General features: G+C 41.4%; 13 protein-coding genes. 12 read left to right on the top strand and 1 reads right to left on the bottom strand.

Annotated elements, in window-relative coordinates:
- Window positions 1-40: 40 nt before the first annotated feature.
- From scfB to ACTQ1L_RS04310, 8 genes are all read left to right on the top strand, one after another.
- A complete protein-coding gene (scfB, locus tag ACTQ1L_RS04275) occupies window positions 41-1,411 on the top strand; it encodes a thioether cross-link-forming SCIFF peptide maturase (protein ID WP_441365559.1) in 1,371 nt (456 codons plus the stop codon).
- A 111-nt stretch (window positions 1,412-1,522) separates the two neighbouring features.
- Window positions 1,523-3,859: a protein translocase subunit SecD gene (gene secD, locus ACTQ1L_RS04280; protein ID WP_441365560.1), complete on the top strand. Its 2,337-nt coding sequence runs from the start codon at window positions 1,523-1,525 to the stop codon at window positions 3,857-3,859.
- Between the two features lie 125 nt (window positions 3,860-3,984).
- Window positions 3,985-4,254: a DUF1294 domain-containing protein gene (locus ACTQ1L_RS04285; protein ID WP_321112119.1), complete on the top strand. Its 270-nt coding sequence runs from the start codon at window positions 3,985-3,987 to the stop codon at window positions 4,252-4,254.
- A gap of 113 nt (window positions 4,255-4,367) precedes the next feature.
- The gene (locus ACTQ1L_RS04290) at window positions 4,368-5,939 is read left to right on the top strand and encodes a methyl-accepting chemotaxis protein (protein ID WP_441365562.1); all 1,572 of its coding nucleotides are present in this window, start codon (window positions 4,368-4,370) and stop codon (window positions 5,937-5,939) included.
- Window positions 5,940-6,029: 90 nt separating this feature from the next.
- A complete protein-coding gene (locus tag ACTQ1L_RS04295) occupies window positions 6,030-7,334 on the top strand; it encodes an alpha-amylase family glycosyl hydrolase (RefSeq protein ID WP_441365564.1) in 1,305 nt (434 codons plus the stop codon).
- A 523-nt stretch (window positions 7,335-7,857) separates the two neighbouring features.
- The gene (locus ACTQ1L_RS04300; RefSeq protein ID WP_441365566.1) at window positions 7,858-11,934 is read left to right on the top strand and encodes a glycosyl hydrolase; all 4,077 of its coding nucleotides are present in this window, start codon (window positions 7,858-7,860) and stop codon (window positions 11,932-11,934) included.
- A gap of 237 nt (window positions 11,935-12,171) precedes the next feature.
- Entirely contained in the window at window positions 12,172-12,975 is an 804-nt protein-coding gene (locus ACTQ1L_RS04305; protein ID WP_441365568.1) for an enoyl-CoA hydratase-related protein, read from the top strand.
- A gap of 281 nt (window positions 12,976-13,256) precedes the next feature.
- Window positions 13,257-14,603, top strand: coding sequence for an MATE family efflux transporter (locus ACTQ1L_RS04310; RefSeq protein WP_321112111.1), 1,347 nt, complete (start codon window positions 13,257-13,259; stop codon window positions 14,601-14,603).
- A gap of 10 nt (window positions 14,604-14,613) precedes the next feature.
- Here the strand turns inward: ACTQ1L_RS04310 and ACTQ1L_RS04315 are convergent, their stop codons facing one another.
- Window positions 14,614-15,237 (bottom strand): TetR/AcrR family transcriptional regulator, encoded by a 624-nt coding sequence (locus tag ACTQ1L_RS04315; protein WP_441365570.1) that lies wholly within the window; start codon window positions 15,235-15,237, stop codon window positions 14,614-14,616.
- Between the two features lie 240 nt (window positions 15,238-15,477).
- On the opposite strand from ACTQ1L_RS04315, the gene ACTQ1L_RS04320 reads away from it, so the two are divergent.
- Genes ACTQ1L_RS04320 through ACTQ1L_RS04335 form a run of 4 tightly spaced genes read left to right on the top strand, consistent with a single transcriptional unit; the run spans window position 15,478 to window position 18,449 of the window.
- On the top strand, window positions 15,478-15,810 hold the full coding sequence (locus tag ACTQ1L_RS04320; protein ID WP_441365571.1) for an SCP2 sterol-binding domain-containing protein: 333 nt from the start codon (window positions 15,478-15,480) through the stop codon (window positions 15,808-15,810).
- Between the two features lie 3 nt (window positions 15,811-15,813).
- Complete coding sequence (locus ACTQ1L_RS04325; protein ID WP_441365572.1) at window positions 15,814-16,767, top strand: alpha/beta hydrolase; 954 nt, start codon at window positions 15,814-15,816, stop codon at window positions 16,765-16,767.
- A complete protein-coding gene (locus ACTQ1L_RS04330) occupies window positions 16,767-18,182 on the top strand; it encodes a condensation domain-containing protein (protein WP_441365641.1) in 1,416 nt (471 codons plus the stop codon). The genes ACTQ1L_RS04325 and ACTQ1L_RS04330 overlap by 1 nt, the downstream gene beginning before the upstream one ends.
- 36 nt (window positions 18,183-18,218) lie before the next feature.
- On the top strand, window positions 18,219-18,449 hold the full coding sequence (locus ACTQ1L_RS04335) for an acyl carrier protein (RefSeq protein ID WP_055061240.1): 231 nt from the start codon (window positions 18,219-18,221) through the stop codon (window positions 18,447-18,449).
- The last annotated feature ends 11 nt before the right edge of the window (window positions 18,450-18,460 follow it).

Raw genomic sequence — 18,460 nt, forward strand, 5'->3', positions numbered from 1 at the left:
GGTAATTTTAAAATGTGTATAGAAAGAGAGGAATATTGTAGTGGTTCATCAGTACAAGAACAACGGCTATAATATTGTCTTAGATGTCAACAGTGGCGCAATCCATGTGGTGGATGATGTCACATATGACGTTATTGAGCTGTTTGAGGACAACTCAGCTAAGGAGATTATTGAAAAGCTTGTGGACAGGTATCCACAGACGGAGATAGAAGAAGCAATACAGGAAGTAAATGAGCTTAAGGATAATGAAGAGCTCTTCACAGAAGATACATACAAAGAGCGTATCATAGATTTCAAGAAGCGCCAGACAGTTGTAAAGGCACTTTGCCTTCACATAGCGCACGACTGCAACCTTGCCTGCAGATATTGTTTTGCAGAGGAGGGCGAGTATCACGGCAGACGAGCTCTCATGAGCTACGAGACAGGAAAACAGGCACTTGATTTCCTGATTGCCAATTCAGGCAGCAGAAGAAACTTAGAGGTAGACTTCTTTGGAGGAGAGCCTCTCATGAACTGGGATGTGGTGAAGCAGCTTGTGGCATATGGAAGAGAGCAGGAGAAGCTTCATGACAAGCATTTCAGGTTCACACTCACCACAAACGGTGTGCTCTTAAATGACGAGATTATGGAGTTCGCCAACAAAGAGATGGACAATGTAGTTCTTAGTATAGACGGACGCAAGGAGGTTCATGACCGCATGAGGCCTTTCAGAAAGGGTGCCGGCAGCTATGACCTTATTGTTCCGAAATTCCAGAAGTTTGCAGAGAGCAGACATCAGGACAAGTACTATGTGAGAGGTACATACACACATTTCAATACTGATTTTTCAAAGGATGTGCTTCATCTGGCTGATTTAGGCTTCAAGCAGATTTCGGTTGAGCCTGTAGTGGCACAGCCTACAGATGAGTATGCACTTAAGGAATCAGATTTACCTGTGCTCTTTGATGAGTACGACAGACTTGCAGCAGAGATGGTAAAGAGAAATAAGGCAGGAAACGGCTTCAATTTCTTCCATTTTATGATAGATTTAGAGGGAGGACCTTGTGTATATAAGCGTCTTTCCGGCTGTGGCTCAGGAACAGAGTACCTGGCAGTGACTCCATGGGGAGATTTATATCCATGCCACCAGTTTGTGGGCAATGAGGACTTCCTTATGGGTAATGTCTGGGATGGCATCAAGGCCACTGACATCCAGGATGAGTTTAAGTGCTGTAATGTTTATGCCAAGGAAAAATGTCGCAACTGTTTTGCCAGATTCTATTGCAGCGGTGGCTGTGCCGCCAACTCATACAACTTCCACAGCACAATCACTGATGCCTATGATTTAGGCTGTGAGCTGCAGAAGAAGCGTATAGAGTGCGCTATCATGATTAAGGCAGCAGAGGCTGATATGGCAGATGATGCACAATAATTTGAATTTGTCACGGGAAACGGATAGCGGTATTTGTGACCCGTGTGCGAATATATTTGCCATCTGTATACCTATATGGATGGTAGCAAAATGACAGGAAGGTATAAGAAAATGAAAAAAGGAAAGAGTTGGGTGATTATCCTTGTGGCAGTCATTTGTATCGGCTTGCTGGGCTGGTATTCCACTGCAGTAATCACCGACACAAAGCAAAAGCAGGAGGCAACTGCTAATGGTGAGAGCACCAAGGATAAGGATTATCAGAATATCAAGCTTGGTCTCGACCTCTCAGGTGGTGTTTCAATCACCTACCATATCAAGGACAAGAATCCTTCAGACAAGGACGTAAATGATACTATCGCAAAGCTCGAGGAACGTGCAGAGAGCTACACAACAGAGTACTCTGTATACAAGAACGGGGATGACCGTATCACTGCAGAGATTCCGGGTGTTGACGACCCTAACAAGGTACTCGAGGATCTTGGAAGTCCGGGATCACTGTACTTCATCGCCCAGTATGACAGTGACGGAAATGCCAACTATACACAGGACGCATCGGTTGAGGGCGGCTACAAGCTCAACTATGATATTGACACCTTAAAGGCCAATGGTTCAGTCATCCTCGATGGTAACGATGTAAAGGATGCAAGCGCCCAGTATGACCAGTCATCATCTACATCAACCAAGGAGCCTGTTGTTTCATTAAAGCTCAAGGATGAGGCTATTGACACATGGGCAGATGCCACAAAGAAGGCAAAGGATGCAGGACAGTCAATCGGTATATACTATGATGATCATTTCATCAGCGTTCCTACAGTAAGCGCCGTTATCTCAGATGGTAACTGTGTAATCAACGGAATGAAGGATTTCGACGAGGCAACAAGCCTTGCAACATTTATCCGTGTCGGAGCCATCAACCTCCAGCTCGAGGAGTTAGAGTCAAATGTTGTTGGTGCACAGCTCGGTGGATCAGCGCTCACAAATGCAGTAAAGGCTGCAATTATCGGAATTATCTTAATCATGATATTCATGATTGTGCTCTATGGTATACTCGGTGTGGCTGCATCTATCGGACTTGCACTCTACTCAATGCTTACAGTACTGTTTATTTACTGGTTTGAGATTACACTTACACTGCCGGGTATCGCGGGTATCATCCTTGGTATCGGTATGGCAGTAGATGCAAATGTTATTGTATTTGCCCGTATCCGTGAGGAAATCGCAGGTGGCAAATCAGTGCTTGCTGCAGTAAATGAGGGCTACAAGAAGGCTCTTTCAGCCATCCTCGATGGACAGGTTACAACCTTTATCGCAGCACTTGTGCTTATGGTACTCGGTTCAGGTACAGTAAAGGGCTTTGCATACACACTTATGATTTCAATTATTCTGTCACTGTTTACAGCTCTTTTTATTGCAAAATACCTTACAAGAGCATTTTACGGTGTCGGTGTCAGAGCTGAGAAGTTCTACGGCAAGGCAAAGAAGAGAAAGGTTATCAGATTTGTACAGAACAGAGTCAAATACTTTGTTGTCTCAGGTGTAGTCATACTTGCAGGTATCGGCGGCATGATTTATTTCGGTGCTACAAGCGGCAATGCATTAAACTACAGCCTTGAGTTCGTAGGTGGTACATCAACCACTGCAGACTTTGGCAAGGATTATACAGCCGCAGAGGTTGAGAAGGACATCGTGCCTTCAGTATCAAAGCTCCTTGGCAATAGTGCAGTGCAGGTTACTACAGTCCAGGGCAGCCATGATGTCACATTAAAGACACGTACACTTTCACTTGATGAGAGACAGGATCTCGCAGCTCTTCTTGAGAAGGATTTCAAAGTTGATGCATCAACTATAGAGACTCAGAGTATCAGCTCAACAATCAGTGGAGAGATGAGAACAAACGCTGTAAAGGCAGTTATTATTTCATGTATTTTCATGCTGTTATATATCTGGTTCAGATTCAAGGATATCAGATTTGCTTCAAGTGCTATCCTTGCGCTGGTACATGATGTGCTTGTTGTTGTCACAGCATATGCACTTATCAGAATCTCAGTCGGCAGTACGTTTATCGCATGTATACTTACAATCGTAGGTTACTCGGTCAACGATACAATCGTTATCTTTGACCGTATCCGTGAGAACCTTCACGGTATCAAGAAGTACTCAGCAGATGAGCTTGCTGATATAGCAAACGAGTCCCTTACACAGACACTTTCACGAAGCATCAATACTTCGCTTACTACATTTCTTATGGTATTGTTACTCTTTATCTTTGGTCATACATCAATCAGAGAGTTCTCATTACCACTCATGGTAGGTGTGCTTTGCGGAACATATTCTTCAATCTGCATCGCTACAGAGCTGTGGTATGTGATGAAGCTTTATCTGGGCAAGAGCGCCATCAAAAAGCAGGCGGCTGCACCGGCTAAGGGTTCTAAAAAAGCCAAGAATTAATAATTAACTTATGGCCCGGCCTTTAAAGGCTGGGCTATTGTTTTTTGTGGACTTATTAACATATGCAGATATGTTTATATATTTATAAATTTATGTGCGGAGCAATAGAATGGAGCATTATTTATATGAAAATTTTTCTGATTTATCTGTTTCTTATGAATATAGCAGGCTTTGCTGCGATGGGAATTGACAAGTGTAAGGCCAAGGCACACGCATGGCGCATCCCGGAGAAGACATTATTTGGGCTCAGCCTGCTGGGCGGAAGCGCCGGTACCTGGGCTGGGATGTATGCCTTCAGGCACAAGACAAAGCATTGGTATTTTGTAAAGGGGATGCCGCTTATTTTCTTTATCCATGTGGTTATTGCATGTGTTATCTACAGGAATTTTTATTAGAGTTTCTTCAAATTAATTTTTAAAAATTAATGTAATAAAATTGATTTTATGACAGTGATATAGTACAATAGTACTTGTAAACAACTTAAAATTAAAAATAGGGAGGCTATATAATGGAAAATGATATGTCCAGACAGGAACGTCTTGATTATCTGCGAAATAAGATAGATGGCAGAAAATATAAGACAAAGGAACCAAAGATTTATCTAAACAATATGTTTTTACTGGGATTGCATGCATTACTTGAATTTGGGATATTTTGTAATTTTGCATTTATATCATTTTATAATGGAATGAGTGTACCCGGTATCCTGGGAATTGTATGGATAATACTGGGGGTATTGGTATGCGGAGCACTTTACTTTAAGGACAAGAGCTGCCCTTATCTAAACAAGGTCTGTCTTATTCAATTTATTATTTTGTATTTTCTTGCTATAATGGAAAATGGTAACAGTTGTATAAATGCAGCATTTATCCCGGTACTCATTGCTATAATGCCGTATATGGATATAAAGCTTATGGATCTGTCATGTATTGCATTAGCAGTATCTAACATAGCTCGATATCTGTTGATTTTTACCGGTGTTGTTTATTCGTATGATAGTGTAGGACATGAGGGGGTTGTGCTTGGTGTAAACCTTGTTACAATTCTGGCAGTTGCAATTGCTAACAGGATTTCATGGAGATTCAACCATGATGCAATGTATTCAATGAAGGACGAGCAGGAAATACAGAAAATTATTATGGATGATGTCCTTGATATTGCAAAGGGTGTACAGAATAAAACGGGTGAGGCGAATGAAGTGCTTGGACAGCTTTCAGCCTCAGCACAGAATATCAATGATGCAGTTTCAGAGATTACACAGGGAACCTACAATACAGCAGAAAATATTCAGAATCAGACTGTAATGACACAGAAGATACAGGATGCAATTGATGATGTTGCTGACAGAACTGAGAATGCGGCTGAAAAGGCAATGGCTTCTATGGATGTGATTAGAGAAAGTCTCTCAACAATGAATGAGCTGAGCAGACATTCAGATACAATTGCTGAAACAAATAACAAGGTTGTTAACTCTATGGAAAATCTCGGGAAAAAGACAGAGGATGTGCGAAATATTACAGATATGATTCTTGATATCTCAAACCAGACTAATCTGCTGGCACTAAATGCGTCTATTGAGGCGGCAAGAGCAGGTGAAGCCGGCAAAGGCTTTGCAGTAGTTGCAGACCAGATCAGACAGCTTGCAGAGCAGACCAAGAAATCAACGGAAAGCATTACTCAGATTGTGGAGCAGCTTAGTGACTATTCAAGGGGCGCATCAGAGGCAATTAAAGAATCTCTTGAAGCAACACAGCAGCAGTCTGCTTTGATAGGAACGGCATCTGATAATTTCACTTTGATTAATTCTGATATACAGGAGCTCACCGGTCAGATGAATGAAATTGATACGATGATAACAGGTCTCAAGGATTCAAATAATGCTATTGTTGACAGTATCAACCAGCTTTCAGCAACGAGTGAGGAGATAACCGCAAGCAGCTCAGAGGCATCTGATATTTCGGCGAACAACAGGGAAAGTTCAGATAATGCAAAGCAGATGCTTCAAAGTATACTTGAGTATTCGCATGGACTTGATAAATATTTTAATAACGATACCGAATATAATGAAACAAACGAATAAATAACTAAACTGACTATAGGGATAACTAACTATAGAAATAATCAGCTATATAACAAAAACCACTACACAACTATCAAGGAGGGCCAAATAATGTGGGCATATGAAAGTGTATTTTATCAGATTTATCCGTTAGGATTCTGTGGGGCACCATTTGAGAATGATGGTGTTTTGGAACACAGAATTTTGAAAGTAAATGACTGGATACCTCATATCAAAAAGCTTGGGGCAGATGCAATCTATTTTTCACCGGTGTTTGAATCTGATACACACGGATATAATACAAGGGATTATACAAAAATAGACACAAGGCTTGGCACAAACGAGGACTTCGCACAGGTCTGTGATAATCTGCACAAGGACGGCATAAGGGTGGTGCTGGATGGTGTGTTCAATCATGTGGGAAGAGGCTTCTGGGCATTTCAGGATGTGCTTAAAAACAGAGAAAGCTCACCATATGTGAACTGGTTTGGTCGTATAGCGTTCGATGGCAATTCAAACTATAATGATGGATTGTGGTACGAGGGCTGGGAAGGAAACTATGATCTGGTCAAGCTTAATCTGAGAAATGAGGATGTAATCCAGCATATCTTTTCAGCGATAAAGGTCTGGGTAGACGAGTTTGATATAGACGGGCTGAGACTTGATGTGGCATACTGCCTCGACCATGATTTCCTCAGAAGACTAAGGGAGTTCTGCGACTCACTAAAGCCGGATTTCTTCCTGGTGGGAGAGACATTGCACGGTGATTACAATCAGATCATGAACGATGCAATGCTTCATTCAGTGACGAACTACGAGTGCTATAAAGGACTTCACTCAAGCTTTAACTCTATGAACATGTTTGAGATAAATCATTCGCTGCTCAGACAGTTCGGACCTGAACAGTGGACTCTTTACAAGGGAAAACATCTGCTGTCGTTTGTGGACAATCATGATGTGACACGAGTTGCGAGCATATTGAATAATGAAAAACATCTGCCACTCATATATGCGCTTGCATTCGGCATGCCGGGTATTCCGTGCGTATATTATGGCAGTGAGTGGGGTGAGAAAGCCAGAAAAGAGGACGGAGATCCTGCGCTTAGAGCATGTTTTGAAAAGCCACAGTGGAATGAACTTTCAGACTGGATCTCTAAGCTGGCAGAGGCAAAAAAGAAATCAAAGGCACTCTGCTACGGCAATTTCTATTCTGTAGTGCTTACAAATGGACAGTGTGTTTTCGGACGTGAATGCGATGGTGAAAAAGTATTCGTGTGCATAAATGCCACAGACCAGCCATTTTTCGCAGGCTTTGACATGGGAAAAGGAAATGTTACTGATCTGATCACTGGAGAAGAGATCTCATTGAATGGTGGGCTGGAACTGCCACCGTACAGTGCATTTTTCCTAAGGTAGTAAGCATTTTGGCGTAGCTGAAATATAAATGCCGGATAGGATTAATGTAATTTTTGACAGAAATATAATTTCATATCAGACAAAAACCTACCGGGTGTGATCAATCACATCCGGTATTTTTGTGTAATATTGTTTGAATATTTTTGAAAAAATAAAGCTTAATAAGTATACCGATAAGAAAATAAAACTAAAAAGCAAGGCTAAATCAAATTAAGTAATTAAGCGTTTAATTATTTAATAAAGCAGTAGTACTTTCGATATTGGACAAGATTTATAAATAAAAAGGGCAAAATCAACTTAAAAAACAGGTTATTAAGTAAAAATTTACGAAAATAAAAATGAATCTTAGCTTAGAATTGACTTAATTCACAAGTGTAAATATAATTAAATTAACTCAAATATATAGTTGCGAAATGAAAGGGGGAGCAACGCAGCTTAGAGATTTGAAAATGTGAAAAGAAAAAGGAAAACTAAAAAACTAAACTACTAAAAAACTATAAAAAAGGAAAAAGAGGACAAGAAAATGAGAAGGCTAAGAAAACAGGGTGTTGCTATTGTCATGGCAGCCATGATGATGGCATCCGGAATGCAGGGAAGCACAGGTTTTATAGCTCCTGCAACGGTTATGGCTGCGACAGAGGAGTCGGTTTATGATAACAATACAGAACAGAAGTTAGATATTGATTTTTCAGCACTGGAGGGAGAACAGTGGAATGAGGTAGGTAAGAAATTACTGGACTACGCATACACTAATGAAGAGCCATTTCAGGTAGATAAGAATTTTAATATGACCGCAAAGATTAAAATTGATCAGCAGGCATATGAGTCAATAAGCACAGATGGTGCATATCTTAAAGTTAAAGGAGTAGTCAGCTTCAGGGATTGGGCTTATAAGGATGCCAATGTAAATAATTGCTTTTATTTAGATAAAAACAATTTTAATATTTCTGATGATGGAAATTACTACGCAGATATTGATTATGGATTTAAGGATACAAAAGGTGGTGAAATCTGGAAAGTTGGTTTTGAAGTTGTAGGAGCCAAATTCAAGGGAACTCTGAATTTTACTGATGTATCTGTTAAAAACGTAAAAGTCGATAGTAAGACAGAGACTAAGGAAACATTGGTTTATGAAAATAAAGGTACTGAGTACAGTAATGCCTGTGACTTTTCTGAGAATGCTGCAACAGATTGGGATCATCCTGTAAACAAAGAAATTGAGATTAAGGATTACAATGTTGCAACAAAGAAAAAAGTTGTAACAAAAATTTCTTTAGACAAGGATACGTATGAGTCACTTAATCAGGATGAACGCAGTATTACAATTAAAGTAGGATTAAGTTTAGGTGATAATTGGGATTGGAGTGAAGCAGGTTACAAAGAGTTAAAAGCTTCTGATTTCAGTGAAGAAAATGGTAAGTATTGCACGGAATTATCATTACAGGGTTCCGATGATAAATCAGGAACTTTACAGAAAATTACATATCAGATTATGGGAGTTGGATTTTCTGGTAACGTAACATTAAGTGATATTTCAATATACAATATTGAAGAAAGCGAGTCAAAACCAGAGCTTACACCAACAGATCCGTCAATCCTTGCTGATTTTGCAACAGATTCAGCTATGACAAACTGGGACGGTGAGGTAGGATATCAGTATTTCCATGGTGAAACTGACAACGCTAAGCCTGAAATAGCATATGACGCAGAAGGTCAGAGATTAAAAGTTTCATTAAATTATACAGCAAACAAAACAGCTGACTGGAGCGAGGCAAAGGTAAAATATTATAATGAGGAAGGTGTAGACATCAGCAATTACAATCAGGTAAGTGTTGACCTCATCTACTCAGATGAAAATCCTATCGGAAAGATGAAATTCTTCTCAAATGCGGGTATCAATAAGGATTGTACGGTTGACACAACAGATGCAGAAGATCTTGGAAATGGATTCCATAAAGTAACTGTTACAATGGGATTTTCACCGACAGATAAGAAACTGCAGGATTTTACAATAGGACTTATCGGTGTAAAGAGCAGCTTTGTTGGTGATGTATACTTAGATAACGTTATACTTTCACAAAAGAATGCAACATCTGATTTTGTAAAGATTACTGCAACACCGGGGGCAGGAGCAACAGCTGATATTTCAAAAGCAGCTACAGACCTCAAGGTTACTGACGCAAATCTTGATAATAGTGCACTCGCACTTCAGTCATATCTGAATGGATTAAAGAACAGTGCTCAGGTGCTTTTCGGACATCAGAATGATGTATCGAGATCAGTGAGTGCAAGAGATAATCTTGGAGATGTACATGATGTGACAGGATCTGTCAGTGGTGTATTCGGAATAGATACACTTTCACTTACAGGATCAGAGGGTGGCGGAGAGAATGCTAAAGATGCATTAGAAAAAGCTGTAGCTTCAAGCAAGACAGCTGCGGACAACGGTGCTATCGTCAGCTTATCAGCTCATATGCCAAACTTTACAAATGATAAGATAAAGAAGAATGATGATGGAACATATGATTTCTATAAATGTGATTTCAGCGAGTCAAAGGATCTCAGCAATGACTCATTAAAGACAATTCTTCCGGGGGGAGAAAATAATGAGGTATACAATGCGTACCTCGATATAATTGCAGATTATGCTAATCAGTTAGCAAAGGCTGATATCCCTGTAATGTTCAGACCTTTACATGAGAACACAGGTTCATGGTTCTGGTGGGGATCAACAAACTCAGAGGAGAGCTACAAGAGTCTTTACAGATATACAAGAGATTACTTAGAGAGCAAAGGTGTACACAATATGCTCTATGTATACTCTCCATGTGGACCAATCTCATCAGAGGATGAGTTCATGAGCAGATATCCGGGAGATGAGTATGTAGATGTATTAGGTTTCGATTACTATGCAGACTATACTTATGGACAGGATGCAGATGAATCATACTTTGAGAATCTTGACAGCACATGTAAGGTAGTATCAAAGATCGCAGAGGATCATGGCAAGATCGCAGGCATTTCTGAGTGTGGAGTGCGTGTTACAAGAGCAGACGGCTCAAGTGATGGACTTATGGTAAAAGGAAATCCTGTTGCAGAGGCAAAATCAGGATATAACTGGTATCAGAAGGTAAATGATGTTGCTAAGAAGAATGATATGCCATATTACCTCGTATGGGCAAACTTCAGCGATACAAACTTCTATGTACCATATAAGTATGATGATACATATGGTCAGGAGATGATCAATGAGTTTATCGATTACTACAATGATGGCAACTCAATATTTGGAAATGGAACTAATTTCTATAACAATATTGATACATTAGCAACAGCAGCAAAGGCAAATACATATGACAATACATATGGTTATATCACAGAGCCGTTTGATATGGATGAGCTGACAGAGGATACAACACTCAGCGCATATGTAAAGAATGCCGGCAAAGTAAGCTTTATAGTAAAGGATACAGCAACAGACAAATCTATCACTTTAGACGGAAAAGCACAGAAAGCAGCAGTTGCAGCACAGAGCCTTGATACTACAGCATCTGTGGCAGGATCAACCCAGTACACAGCAACACTTACAGCAGCTGATATGGAGAAACTCGGAAAGACAGATGTTGCTACAATTACGGTGGTGGCTGATGGAACAGAAATCTCTACTATCAAGAACTTAAGTATAGGTAAGAAAAAAGATGTGGCACCTGCAAATGTATTTGAGGATTTCGATTATTATTCAGGAAGTAACGGATTGCTTGAGGCAGCATATACACAGAACTCAGCAGCAGGATGTTCTTCATCATTTAAGTTGAATAAAGATAACAAAGCTGATGGAACATATGGTGGAGCATTTACTTACACATTAAAGACAAAAGGCTCAGAGGTCTGGACAGGAAATATCAAATCAAGCCTTACGAACAAAGATTTTTCTGATTACAATGCACTCCAGATGTGGGTTAAACCTGACGGACAGGGACAGAAGCTTGTAGTACAGGTAACAGATGGCTCAGGAGAAGAGTTTGAAGCATACCTTACAGATTTTGTAAAGGGAACAGAAGCTAAATATGTTTCAATACCATTCAGCAAATTTAAGGGTAAACAGGGTGGAACACTTGATCCTTCAAATATCACAAAGTTTGCAATCTGGTGTAATTCAATACCTGAAAATGGTGCAACAGATATCACATCAACTATTTACTTTGATGGTATCCGCGCTGTAAAACTCACAGACGATCAGCTTGCATTATCTGATCAGGATGCTGAGTACGGACTTATCGTAACAGACACAGCAATCGGTGAGCCTGCAATAAATGGTGGAAACCAGAACGACAGCGATGATAATAACGACAACAATGGTGGAAATCAGGGCGATAACAAAGACAATAATGGTGGAAGCAACGGTGGACAGGTAACAACACCTTCTACACAGCCATCACAGCCACAGGCTAAGCCAAACACGGTCAAGAAGAACACAACAACGAAAAAGGCTACAAAGACCGGAGACAACAGAAATATCCTTATCTGGGTTGCAGGATGTGCAGCAGGAGCAGGACTCCTCGGAGCATCAAGAAAGAAATCAAAGAAAACAATGAGATAGTATTGTTTTATGATATCAATCCAACACCGGTAAGAGGTATAACTACTCATAAATAAGCCAATGCAGGGAGCGGTTCACATAAAGTGAGCCGTTTTCTGCTGTATAATTAGATATGAAATAAAATTGGAAAATAAGGTCGGAAATAGTCTTACAGACATTGACAAAAATTTATCAAAGTGGTAGTATTTTGGTATAAATGTAGAACATACATATGGATTTTTAAGGAGGATTTATACAATGAGCGAGTTCAAAAATTTAACACTTGACGTAGCAGATCAGATTGCTGTACTTGCAATTTCAAGACCGGCTGCTCTTAATGCATTAAACAGTGAGACTCTTGATGAGTTAAACGTAGCATTAACAGAGATCGAGGCAAGAGATGATGTTAAGGTTGTTATCTTAACAGGTGGTCCTGACAAGAAGGGTAACGAGTTCAAGTCATTCGTAGCAGGAGCTGATATCGCTGAGATGGTTAACTTCACAGCACCACAGGCAAGAGCATTCGGAATCAAGGCTTCTGAGCCATTCTTCAAGCTTATGAATATGCGTCAGGTTACAATCGCAGCTGTTAACGGATTCGCACTCGGTGGTGGATGCGAGATCGCTATGGCATGTGATATCAGAATCGCTTCTGAAAACGCAATTTTCGGACAGCCAGAGACAGGACTTGGAATCATTCCTGGATTCGGTGGTACACAGAGACTTGCTCGTTTAGTAGGAATGGGACGTGCTAAGGAAATGATCTTCACATGCGACAACGTTGACGCTGCTGAAGCATACCGCATCGGTCTCGTTAATAAAGTAGTAGCTAAAGAAGAGTTAATGTCTACAGCAAAAGCTATGGCTGCTAAGATCATCTCTAAGGGAAGCTACGCAGTAGCAGTTGCTAAGGCTGCTATCAACAACGGATATGATATGGATATCAAGAACGCTGTTGAGATGGAAGCAAACCTCTTCGGTGTTGTAAATGATACAAACGACAAGAAAGAGGGAATGGGAGCATTCCTTGAGAAGAGAGCTGCAAACCTCACAGATTTCTAAATTATGATATACAGACGCTGTCTGGACGTGGGGCTGACATCATGATATCAGGCTGTGTGCAGCAGTGTAAATATGTAAGGTTTAAGGTATAAAAGCCGGTGCGTTTTAGCACCGGTTTTTTCTGCCCTTTTTAGATGTTTACAGGTCTTGAAAAAAGTATAAAATGTTTCTATAATAAATTAATATTTGATTTATCGGAGTATGACAAGAAAGTATTTGTAACTATTTCGTGAGAAAATATATTGTCATAGAAATATAATTTAAGCTTTACAAGAGGAAAAATGATGTCAAGAGCAGCACAGACCAAAGAACTGGATATGGTGAACGGACCACTCGCAAGGAAGATACTGATTTACTCCATACCGCTCATGTTTTCAAACCTGCTTCAGGTATTTTTTAATATGACGGATGTAGCAGTGGTGGGGAAATTTGCGGGTGCAAGAGCACTCGGCTCAGTCGGTTCCACGACAATCATCATCACACTCACAACAGGCATACTGCTTGGCATGGGAGGCGGTGTCAATGCTGTCACGGCACTGCACATGGGAGCAGAGGACTATCAGAGGGTGCATAAGACCGTCCACACATCAGTCATTCTGTGCTTTATAGCGGGACTTTTACTGTTAGTGGCAGGACTGGCTTTTTCAAAGCCCCTGCTTGAAGTGATGAATACAAAGCCGGAGCTGATAGACGGTGCCACAGCATATCTGATGATATACCTGTGCGGTTCGCCGGCGCTTGCGCTTTATAATTTCGGTAACGGTGTGCTGAGCGCAGTAGGAGATACAAAGAGGCCTCTTATATACCTGAGTGTCTCGGGAATTATCAATATAGTGCTCAACCTGTTTTTTGTAATAGTATGCAGACTGGGAGTGATAGGAGTAGCCATCGCAAGCATCATAGCACAGTACATCTCAGCGGCTCTCATCATCAGGTTTCTCATGAAGACATACGGCAGCTACGGTCTGCGCATGAAGGATATAGCGATTGACAGGGATGCAGCCGCAGCAGTGCTTCGGATTGGAGTTCCGGCAGCGATACAGTACTCGCTCTTTGCCATAGCAAATATATGCATCCAGACATCCATCAACTCCTTCAGCCATGTGGTCGTGGAGGGCAATTCAGCCGCCACCAATGCGGATTCACTCATCTATGACATGATGGCAGCATTTTACACCGCATGTACCAGCTTCATAGCGCAGAATCTGGGCGCAAGAAAAAAGGAAAGAGTGCTGAGGACATTTTTCATCACACTTGCATACTCGTTTCTGATGGGACTGGTGCTTGGAGTGGCATTGTTTATATTCCAGAGACCATTCCTGTTGCTTTTTACAAGTGATGATGCCGTGATACACTATGGACAGATCAGAATTGGTGTGATGGCATTCGTCTACTGTGTATCAGCATTCATGGACAATGCCACAGCCGCCGCCAGGGGCATCGGAAAAAGTGTAGCACCTACCATCATAGTGGTTATGGGCTCTGTCGTATTCAGGATTATATGGCTGCTCACAGTGTTTGCGTATTTTAAGACACTGCAGTCATTATATCTCATATATGTCATTTCGTGGACGCTCACCGCAATCGCCGGTAATATTTACTTTGCGTATCACTATAGGAAAATTTAAGTTGGAATTTTTACAGCTTGAGGAAATTTAGAGACCCTTCAGGATTGTCAGTGCCCTTCTCAAGCAGTGAGATGAGCTCAGAGATAGTCTGTTCGGTCTCTTCTTTTGTGGACGGAATCAGTGTATTGTCAAGCTTCACGACGAGCACGAGAAGCACAATCTCTGCAAGCGCATCAGGCTGTCGGCACACGATAAGTCCCTCAGCTGTTCCCTGCCTTATGATTTCACCGGTCACCGGCTTTAGCTCGGTAATCAGGTAATTGATGTATTTGTTGTGCAAAAATGCATTCTCCTGTACACCATTTCCGGCATCGGAATGGATTTTTAAAAAGGCGGCAGAGGAGTTGCGACACGCCTGAAATATCATCGCCATGCGCACAAACGGAGATATATCGGTGCGCTTTGCAAGCTCCTTTGCGGTGGCAAGCGGCTCTTCGTAGCTTTTTGCCATAAGTGCATCAAAGATAGCCTCCTTTGATGAAAAATAATAATATATGCTACCCTTGCCTATCCCGGCTGTCTGTGCGATTTCGCTGACAGATATCTGGGATATTTTTTTTGTTTCTAAAAGGGTTCTTAGCGCTTCAAGTATTTTCTCGTATTTTTCCGAATTTGGTCTTGCGGAATGTGGCATAGTGGCTCCTCTTTTATTAGTTACGTTCATTTTAATATATATTATCACAATCCATATGATTCTTCCATGAAATTTTACCGTGGTAATAGGTTTTGGTGATAATGATACTATATGTTTGGATAGTTTATGAAAAAATAACAGAATAGTTTGAAAATGAAAATATTTATATTGACCGCCAGTCGAAAAAGTGATACTGTAATGAAGTAACAAATTGACCGGTGGTCGAAAAGGAGAGTTGATATGACTTATGCAGACATGTTTTCAAAGGTAAAGGGACTGTTTATGGAGTCTGATGTGAGCGATATAAGCGAGCATCTTGCTTTTCAGTTCAATATAACAGGAGAGGCAGAGGGAATTTTCTATGCCGAGGTAAATGATGGTGTGCTGGCAGTGGAGCCGTATGAGTATTTTGACAGGGATGCGATTTTGATATGCAGCGCTGAGACTCTTTTCAAGCTGGCAGATGGAAGGCTTGATCCGATTCTTGCATTTACAACAGGCAAGCTCAAGGTGGAGGGGAATATTGATAAGGCACTTCGCCTGAAGCAGATTATAGATAGTAAGAAGGCGTAGGTGATGAGGATGAAGTGGGGAATAATTGCAGGTGTTTTAGGTGGTATTGCTGCAGCAGAGGCAGGCGGCAGTGCTTATTTCTACAGGAGAACCATGATGCGCTACAATGTCAAGAAGGAGCGCACGATGAAGATGTCGGGGGTTGACTGGGAGAGCTATTACAGCTTTATGAAGCCGCGCGGAGAGTGGATGAGAGCACAGACTCATGAGGATGTGTGGATTAAGTCTGATGATGGATTAAGACTGCATGCCACATATTTTCCGGGGATAGATGGAGGTAATCCGGATAAAGCCGTCATATGCTTCCACGGATACACAAGTGAAGCTATGTCTGATTACAGCAGCATATCCAATTACTATTTAAAGAAGGGCTATAGCATGCTGCTTGTAGATGCGAGGGCGCATGGACAAAGCGAGGGTAAATTCATAGGCTTCGGCTGCAAGGACCGCTATGATGCACTTAAATGGATTGACTGGATGATTAAGAAGGCAGGCAATGACATTAGAATAGTACTGATGGGAAATTCCATGGGAGGTGCCACTGTGCTTATGGCTAGTGGGCTTAATCTGCCATCGCAGGTGAAGGGAATTGTGTCAGACTGTGCATTTACCTCGCCTAAGGCGGTATTTACACATGTGCTTCACAGCATGTACCATCTGCCGGCTTTTCCGATGATTCAGATTGCAGATTTTGTAAACAGAAAAATGGCAGGGTATGGGCTTGATGAATGCAATGCTGCAAAAGAGGTGCAAAAGGCGAAGCTGCCTATTCTGTTTATCCATGGTGATAAGGATACATTTGTGCCATGCAGTATGTGTGATGAGCTTTATGCAAGCTGCGCGTCACAAAAGACAAAGCTGATAGTAAAGGGGGCAGGGCACTGCGAGAGCTATTACAAGAATACGAAAGCTTTCGAGGAAGCACTTGATAAATTTTTGGAAGGAGTTATGAGATGATGAAGACGAGAAAGGGACACAATGTATATCCGATTACGGTTGCACAAAAATTTCATTTGTACTATGCAAAGTACTGTCCGAATATGGCAGTACTCAATATAGGTACAAGCCTGACAATAGGTACGGAGCTTGACTGGAACGTGCTAAAGGATTCAATCAACTACGCGTATGCCAGAAACGAGGCCATGCGTATCCGTTTTACAAGGGATAAGGATGGAGAGTGCTATCAGTATATTGCGGATGTGGATGAGGATTTTAATGAGAGAACTGTCGATTTCAGGGATTTTACTGATGTAACTATGGAGGAGGCAGAGAATGAGATGCGAGGCTGGACACAGGTGCCGTTTGAGTTTGAGGACTCTCCTATGACTAAAATTGTGATGATAAAGATGCCTGATGGATTCAATGGCGTGTACTTCTTAGGTCATCACATGGTGGTTGATGCGCAGTCACTTATTACATTTTTAAAGGATATTATTGAGATATACTGTAATGCCATGTATGAGGGAGTACCTTTTCCTAAGGATATGTGCTCATACATTGAGCAGATAAAGAAGGATCTGGCATACGAAGCCGGAAGCAAGGCACAGCTTAGGGACAGAGAGTTCTTTGAGAAGCTTATCAGACAGTCGGAGCCAATCTACAACGGAATTGACGGCACAGCAAAGCTTGAGAAGGCAAGAGAACTGATGCATGATAACAAGCTAAGGAGTGCATTCAATGTATCGGATGATGTCACCTCAGCACTTGATATCTTTCATCTGGAGGCTGAGCCGACAAAGCGGCTTATGGATTTTTGTGAGAAATATCATGTTTCGCTTGCATGTCTGCTTCTCATGGGAATCAGGACGTTTTTCCAGAAGGAAAACGGCTTCGATGATGTCTCCGTAAATAATGCCATCGCCAGACGTGCGACACTCAAGGAGAAGAGGTCAGGCGGCACACGTATTCATTCGTTTCCGTTTAGGACGTGCTTTTCAAAGGATGTACGCTTTATCGATGCCATGTATACCATCAGGGATAAGCAAAACGAGCTGTTCCGCCATGCAAACTACAACCCGACAGAGTACTTTGCACTGCGCTCAAAGACGTATCCGCAGCCAAAGGCGGGGCTTACATATGAGCCGATGTCGCTTACATATCAGCCTATGACATTAAAGGAAAAGGGCTTAATCGACCTGGGAGATATAAAATACAAGACTAAGTGGTACCCGAACGGCATGACCACACAGGCTATGTATCTAACGGTAATGCACCGTCCGGAGGACAACGGACTGGATTTCAGCTTCGAGCATCAGGTCAAGGCAGTCTCAAGAAAGCAGCTTGAGTATATGTACTATTATCTGTGCAAAATCATGTTCAAGGGTGCAGAAAACCCTGAGCTTACAATAGGCGAAATCATTAAATTAGTGTAGTGGATTAGGAAACGTATTAGGTAAAAGGAGATTATTATGTTTGATGAATTAGTGGAAATTATCTGTAATTATGTTGATGTTCAGCCGGCAGATGTGCACGAAGAGTCACGTTTTATGGAGGATCTTGGCTTCACATCATTTGACTTCATGAGCATGCTCGGAGAGATAGAGGATACCTTTGATGTGGAGATTGAGCAGACAAAGGCTGCAGAAATCCGCACAGTACAGGAAGCAATCGATTATCTTGAGACATTAAAAGACGCATAATCGGCGCAGAT

It is taken from the genome of Agathobacter sp. LCP21S3_B2, from assembly GCF_052118705.1.
Taxonomy (GTDB): Bacteria; Bacillota; Clostridia; order Lachnospirales; family Lachnospiraceae; genus Roseburia.

What these genes read in the sequence shown, in the direction of transcription:
- ACTQ1L_RS04285 (WP_321112119.1), top strand. Translation starts at nt 3,985, where the DNA reads ATGAAAATTTTTCTGATTTATCTGTTTCTTATGAATATAGCAGGCTTT.
- ACTQ1L_RS04335 (WP_055061240.1), top strand. Translation starts at nt 18,219, where the DNA reads ATGTTTGATGAATTAGTGGAAATTATCTGTAATTATGTTGATGTTCAG.
- ACTQ1L_RS04310 (WP_321112111.1), top strand. Translation starts at nt 13,257, where the DNA reads ATGATGTCAAGAGCAGCACAGACCAAAGAACTGGATATGGTGAACGGA.
- ACTQ1L_RS04320 (WP_441365571.1), top strand. Translation starts at nt 15,478, where the DNA reads ATGACTTATGCAGACATGTTTTCAAAGGTAAAGGGACTGTTTATGGAG.
- ACTQ1L_RS04305 (WP_441365568.1), top strand. Translation starts at nt 12,172, where the DNA reads ATGAGCGAGTTCAAAAATTTAACACTTGACGTAGCAGATCAGATTGCT.
- ACTQ1L_RS04315 (WP_441365570.1), bottom strand. Translation starts at nt 15,237, where the DNA reads ATGCCACATTCCGCAAGACCAAATTCGGAAAAATACGAGAAAATACTT.
- ACTQ1L_RS04295 (WP_441365564.1), top strand. Translation starts at nt 6,030, where the DNA reads ATGTGGGCATATGAAAGTGTATTTTATCAGATTTATCCGTTAGGATTC.
- ACTQ1L_RS04330 (WP_441365641.1), top strand. Translation starts at nt 16,767, where the DNA reads ATGAAGACGAGAAAGGGACACAATGTATATCCGATTACGGTTGCACAA.
- secD (WP_441365560.1), top strand. Translation starts at nt 1,523, where the DNA reads ATGAAAAAAGGAAAGAGTTGGGTGATTATCCTTGTGGCAGTCATTTGT.
- ACTQ1L_RS04325 (WP_441365572.1), top strand. Translation starts at nt 15,814, where the DNA reads ATGAGGATGAAGTGGGGAATAATTGCAGGTGTTTTAGGTGGTATTGCT.
- ACTQ1L_RS04290 (WP_441365562.1), top strand. Translation starts at nt 4,368, where the DNA reads ATGGAAAATGATATGTCCAGACAGGAACGTCTTGATTATCTGCGAAAT.
- ACTQ1L_RS04300 (WP_441365566.1), top strand. Translation starts at nt 7,858, where the DNA reads ATGAGAAGGCTAAGAAAACAGGGTGTTGCTATTGTCATGGCAGCCATG.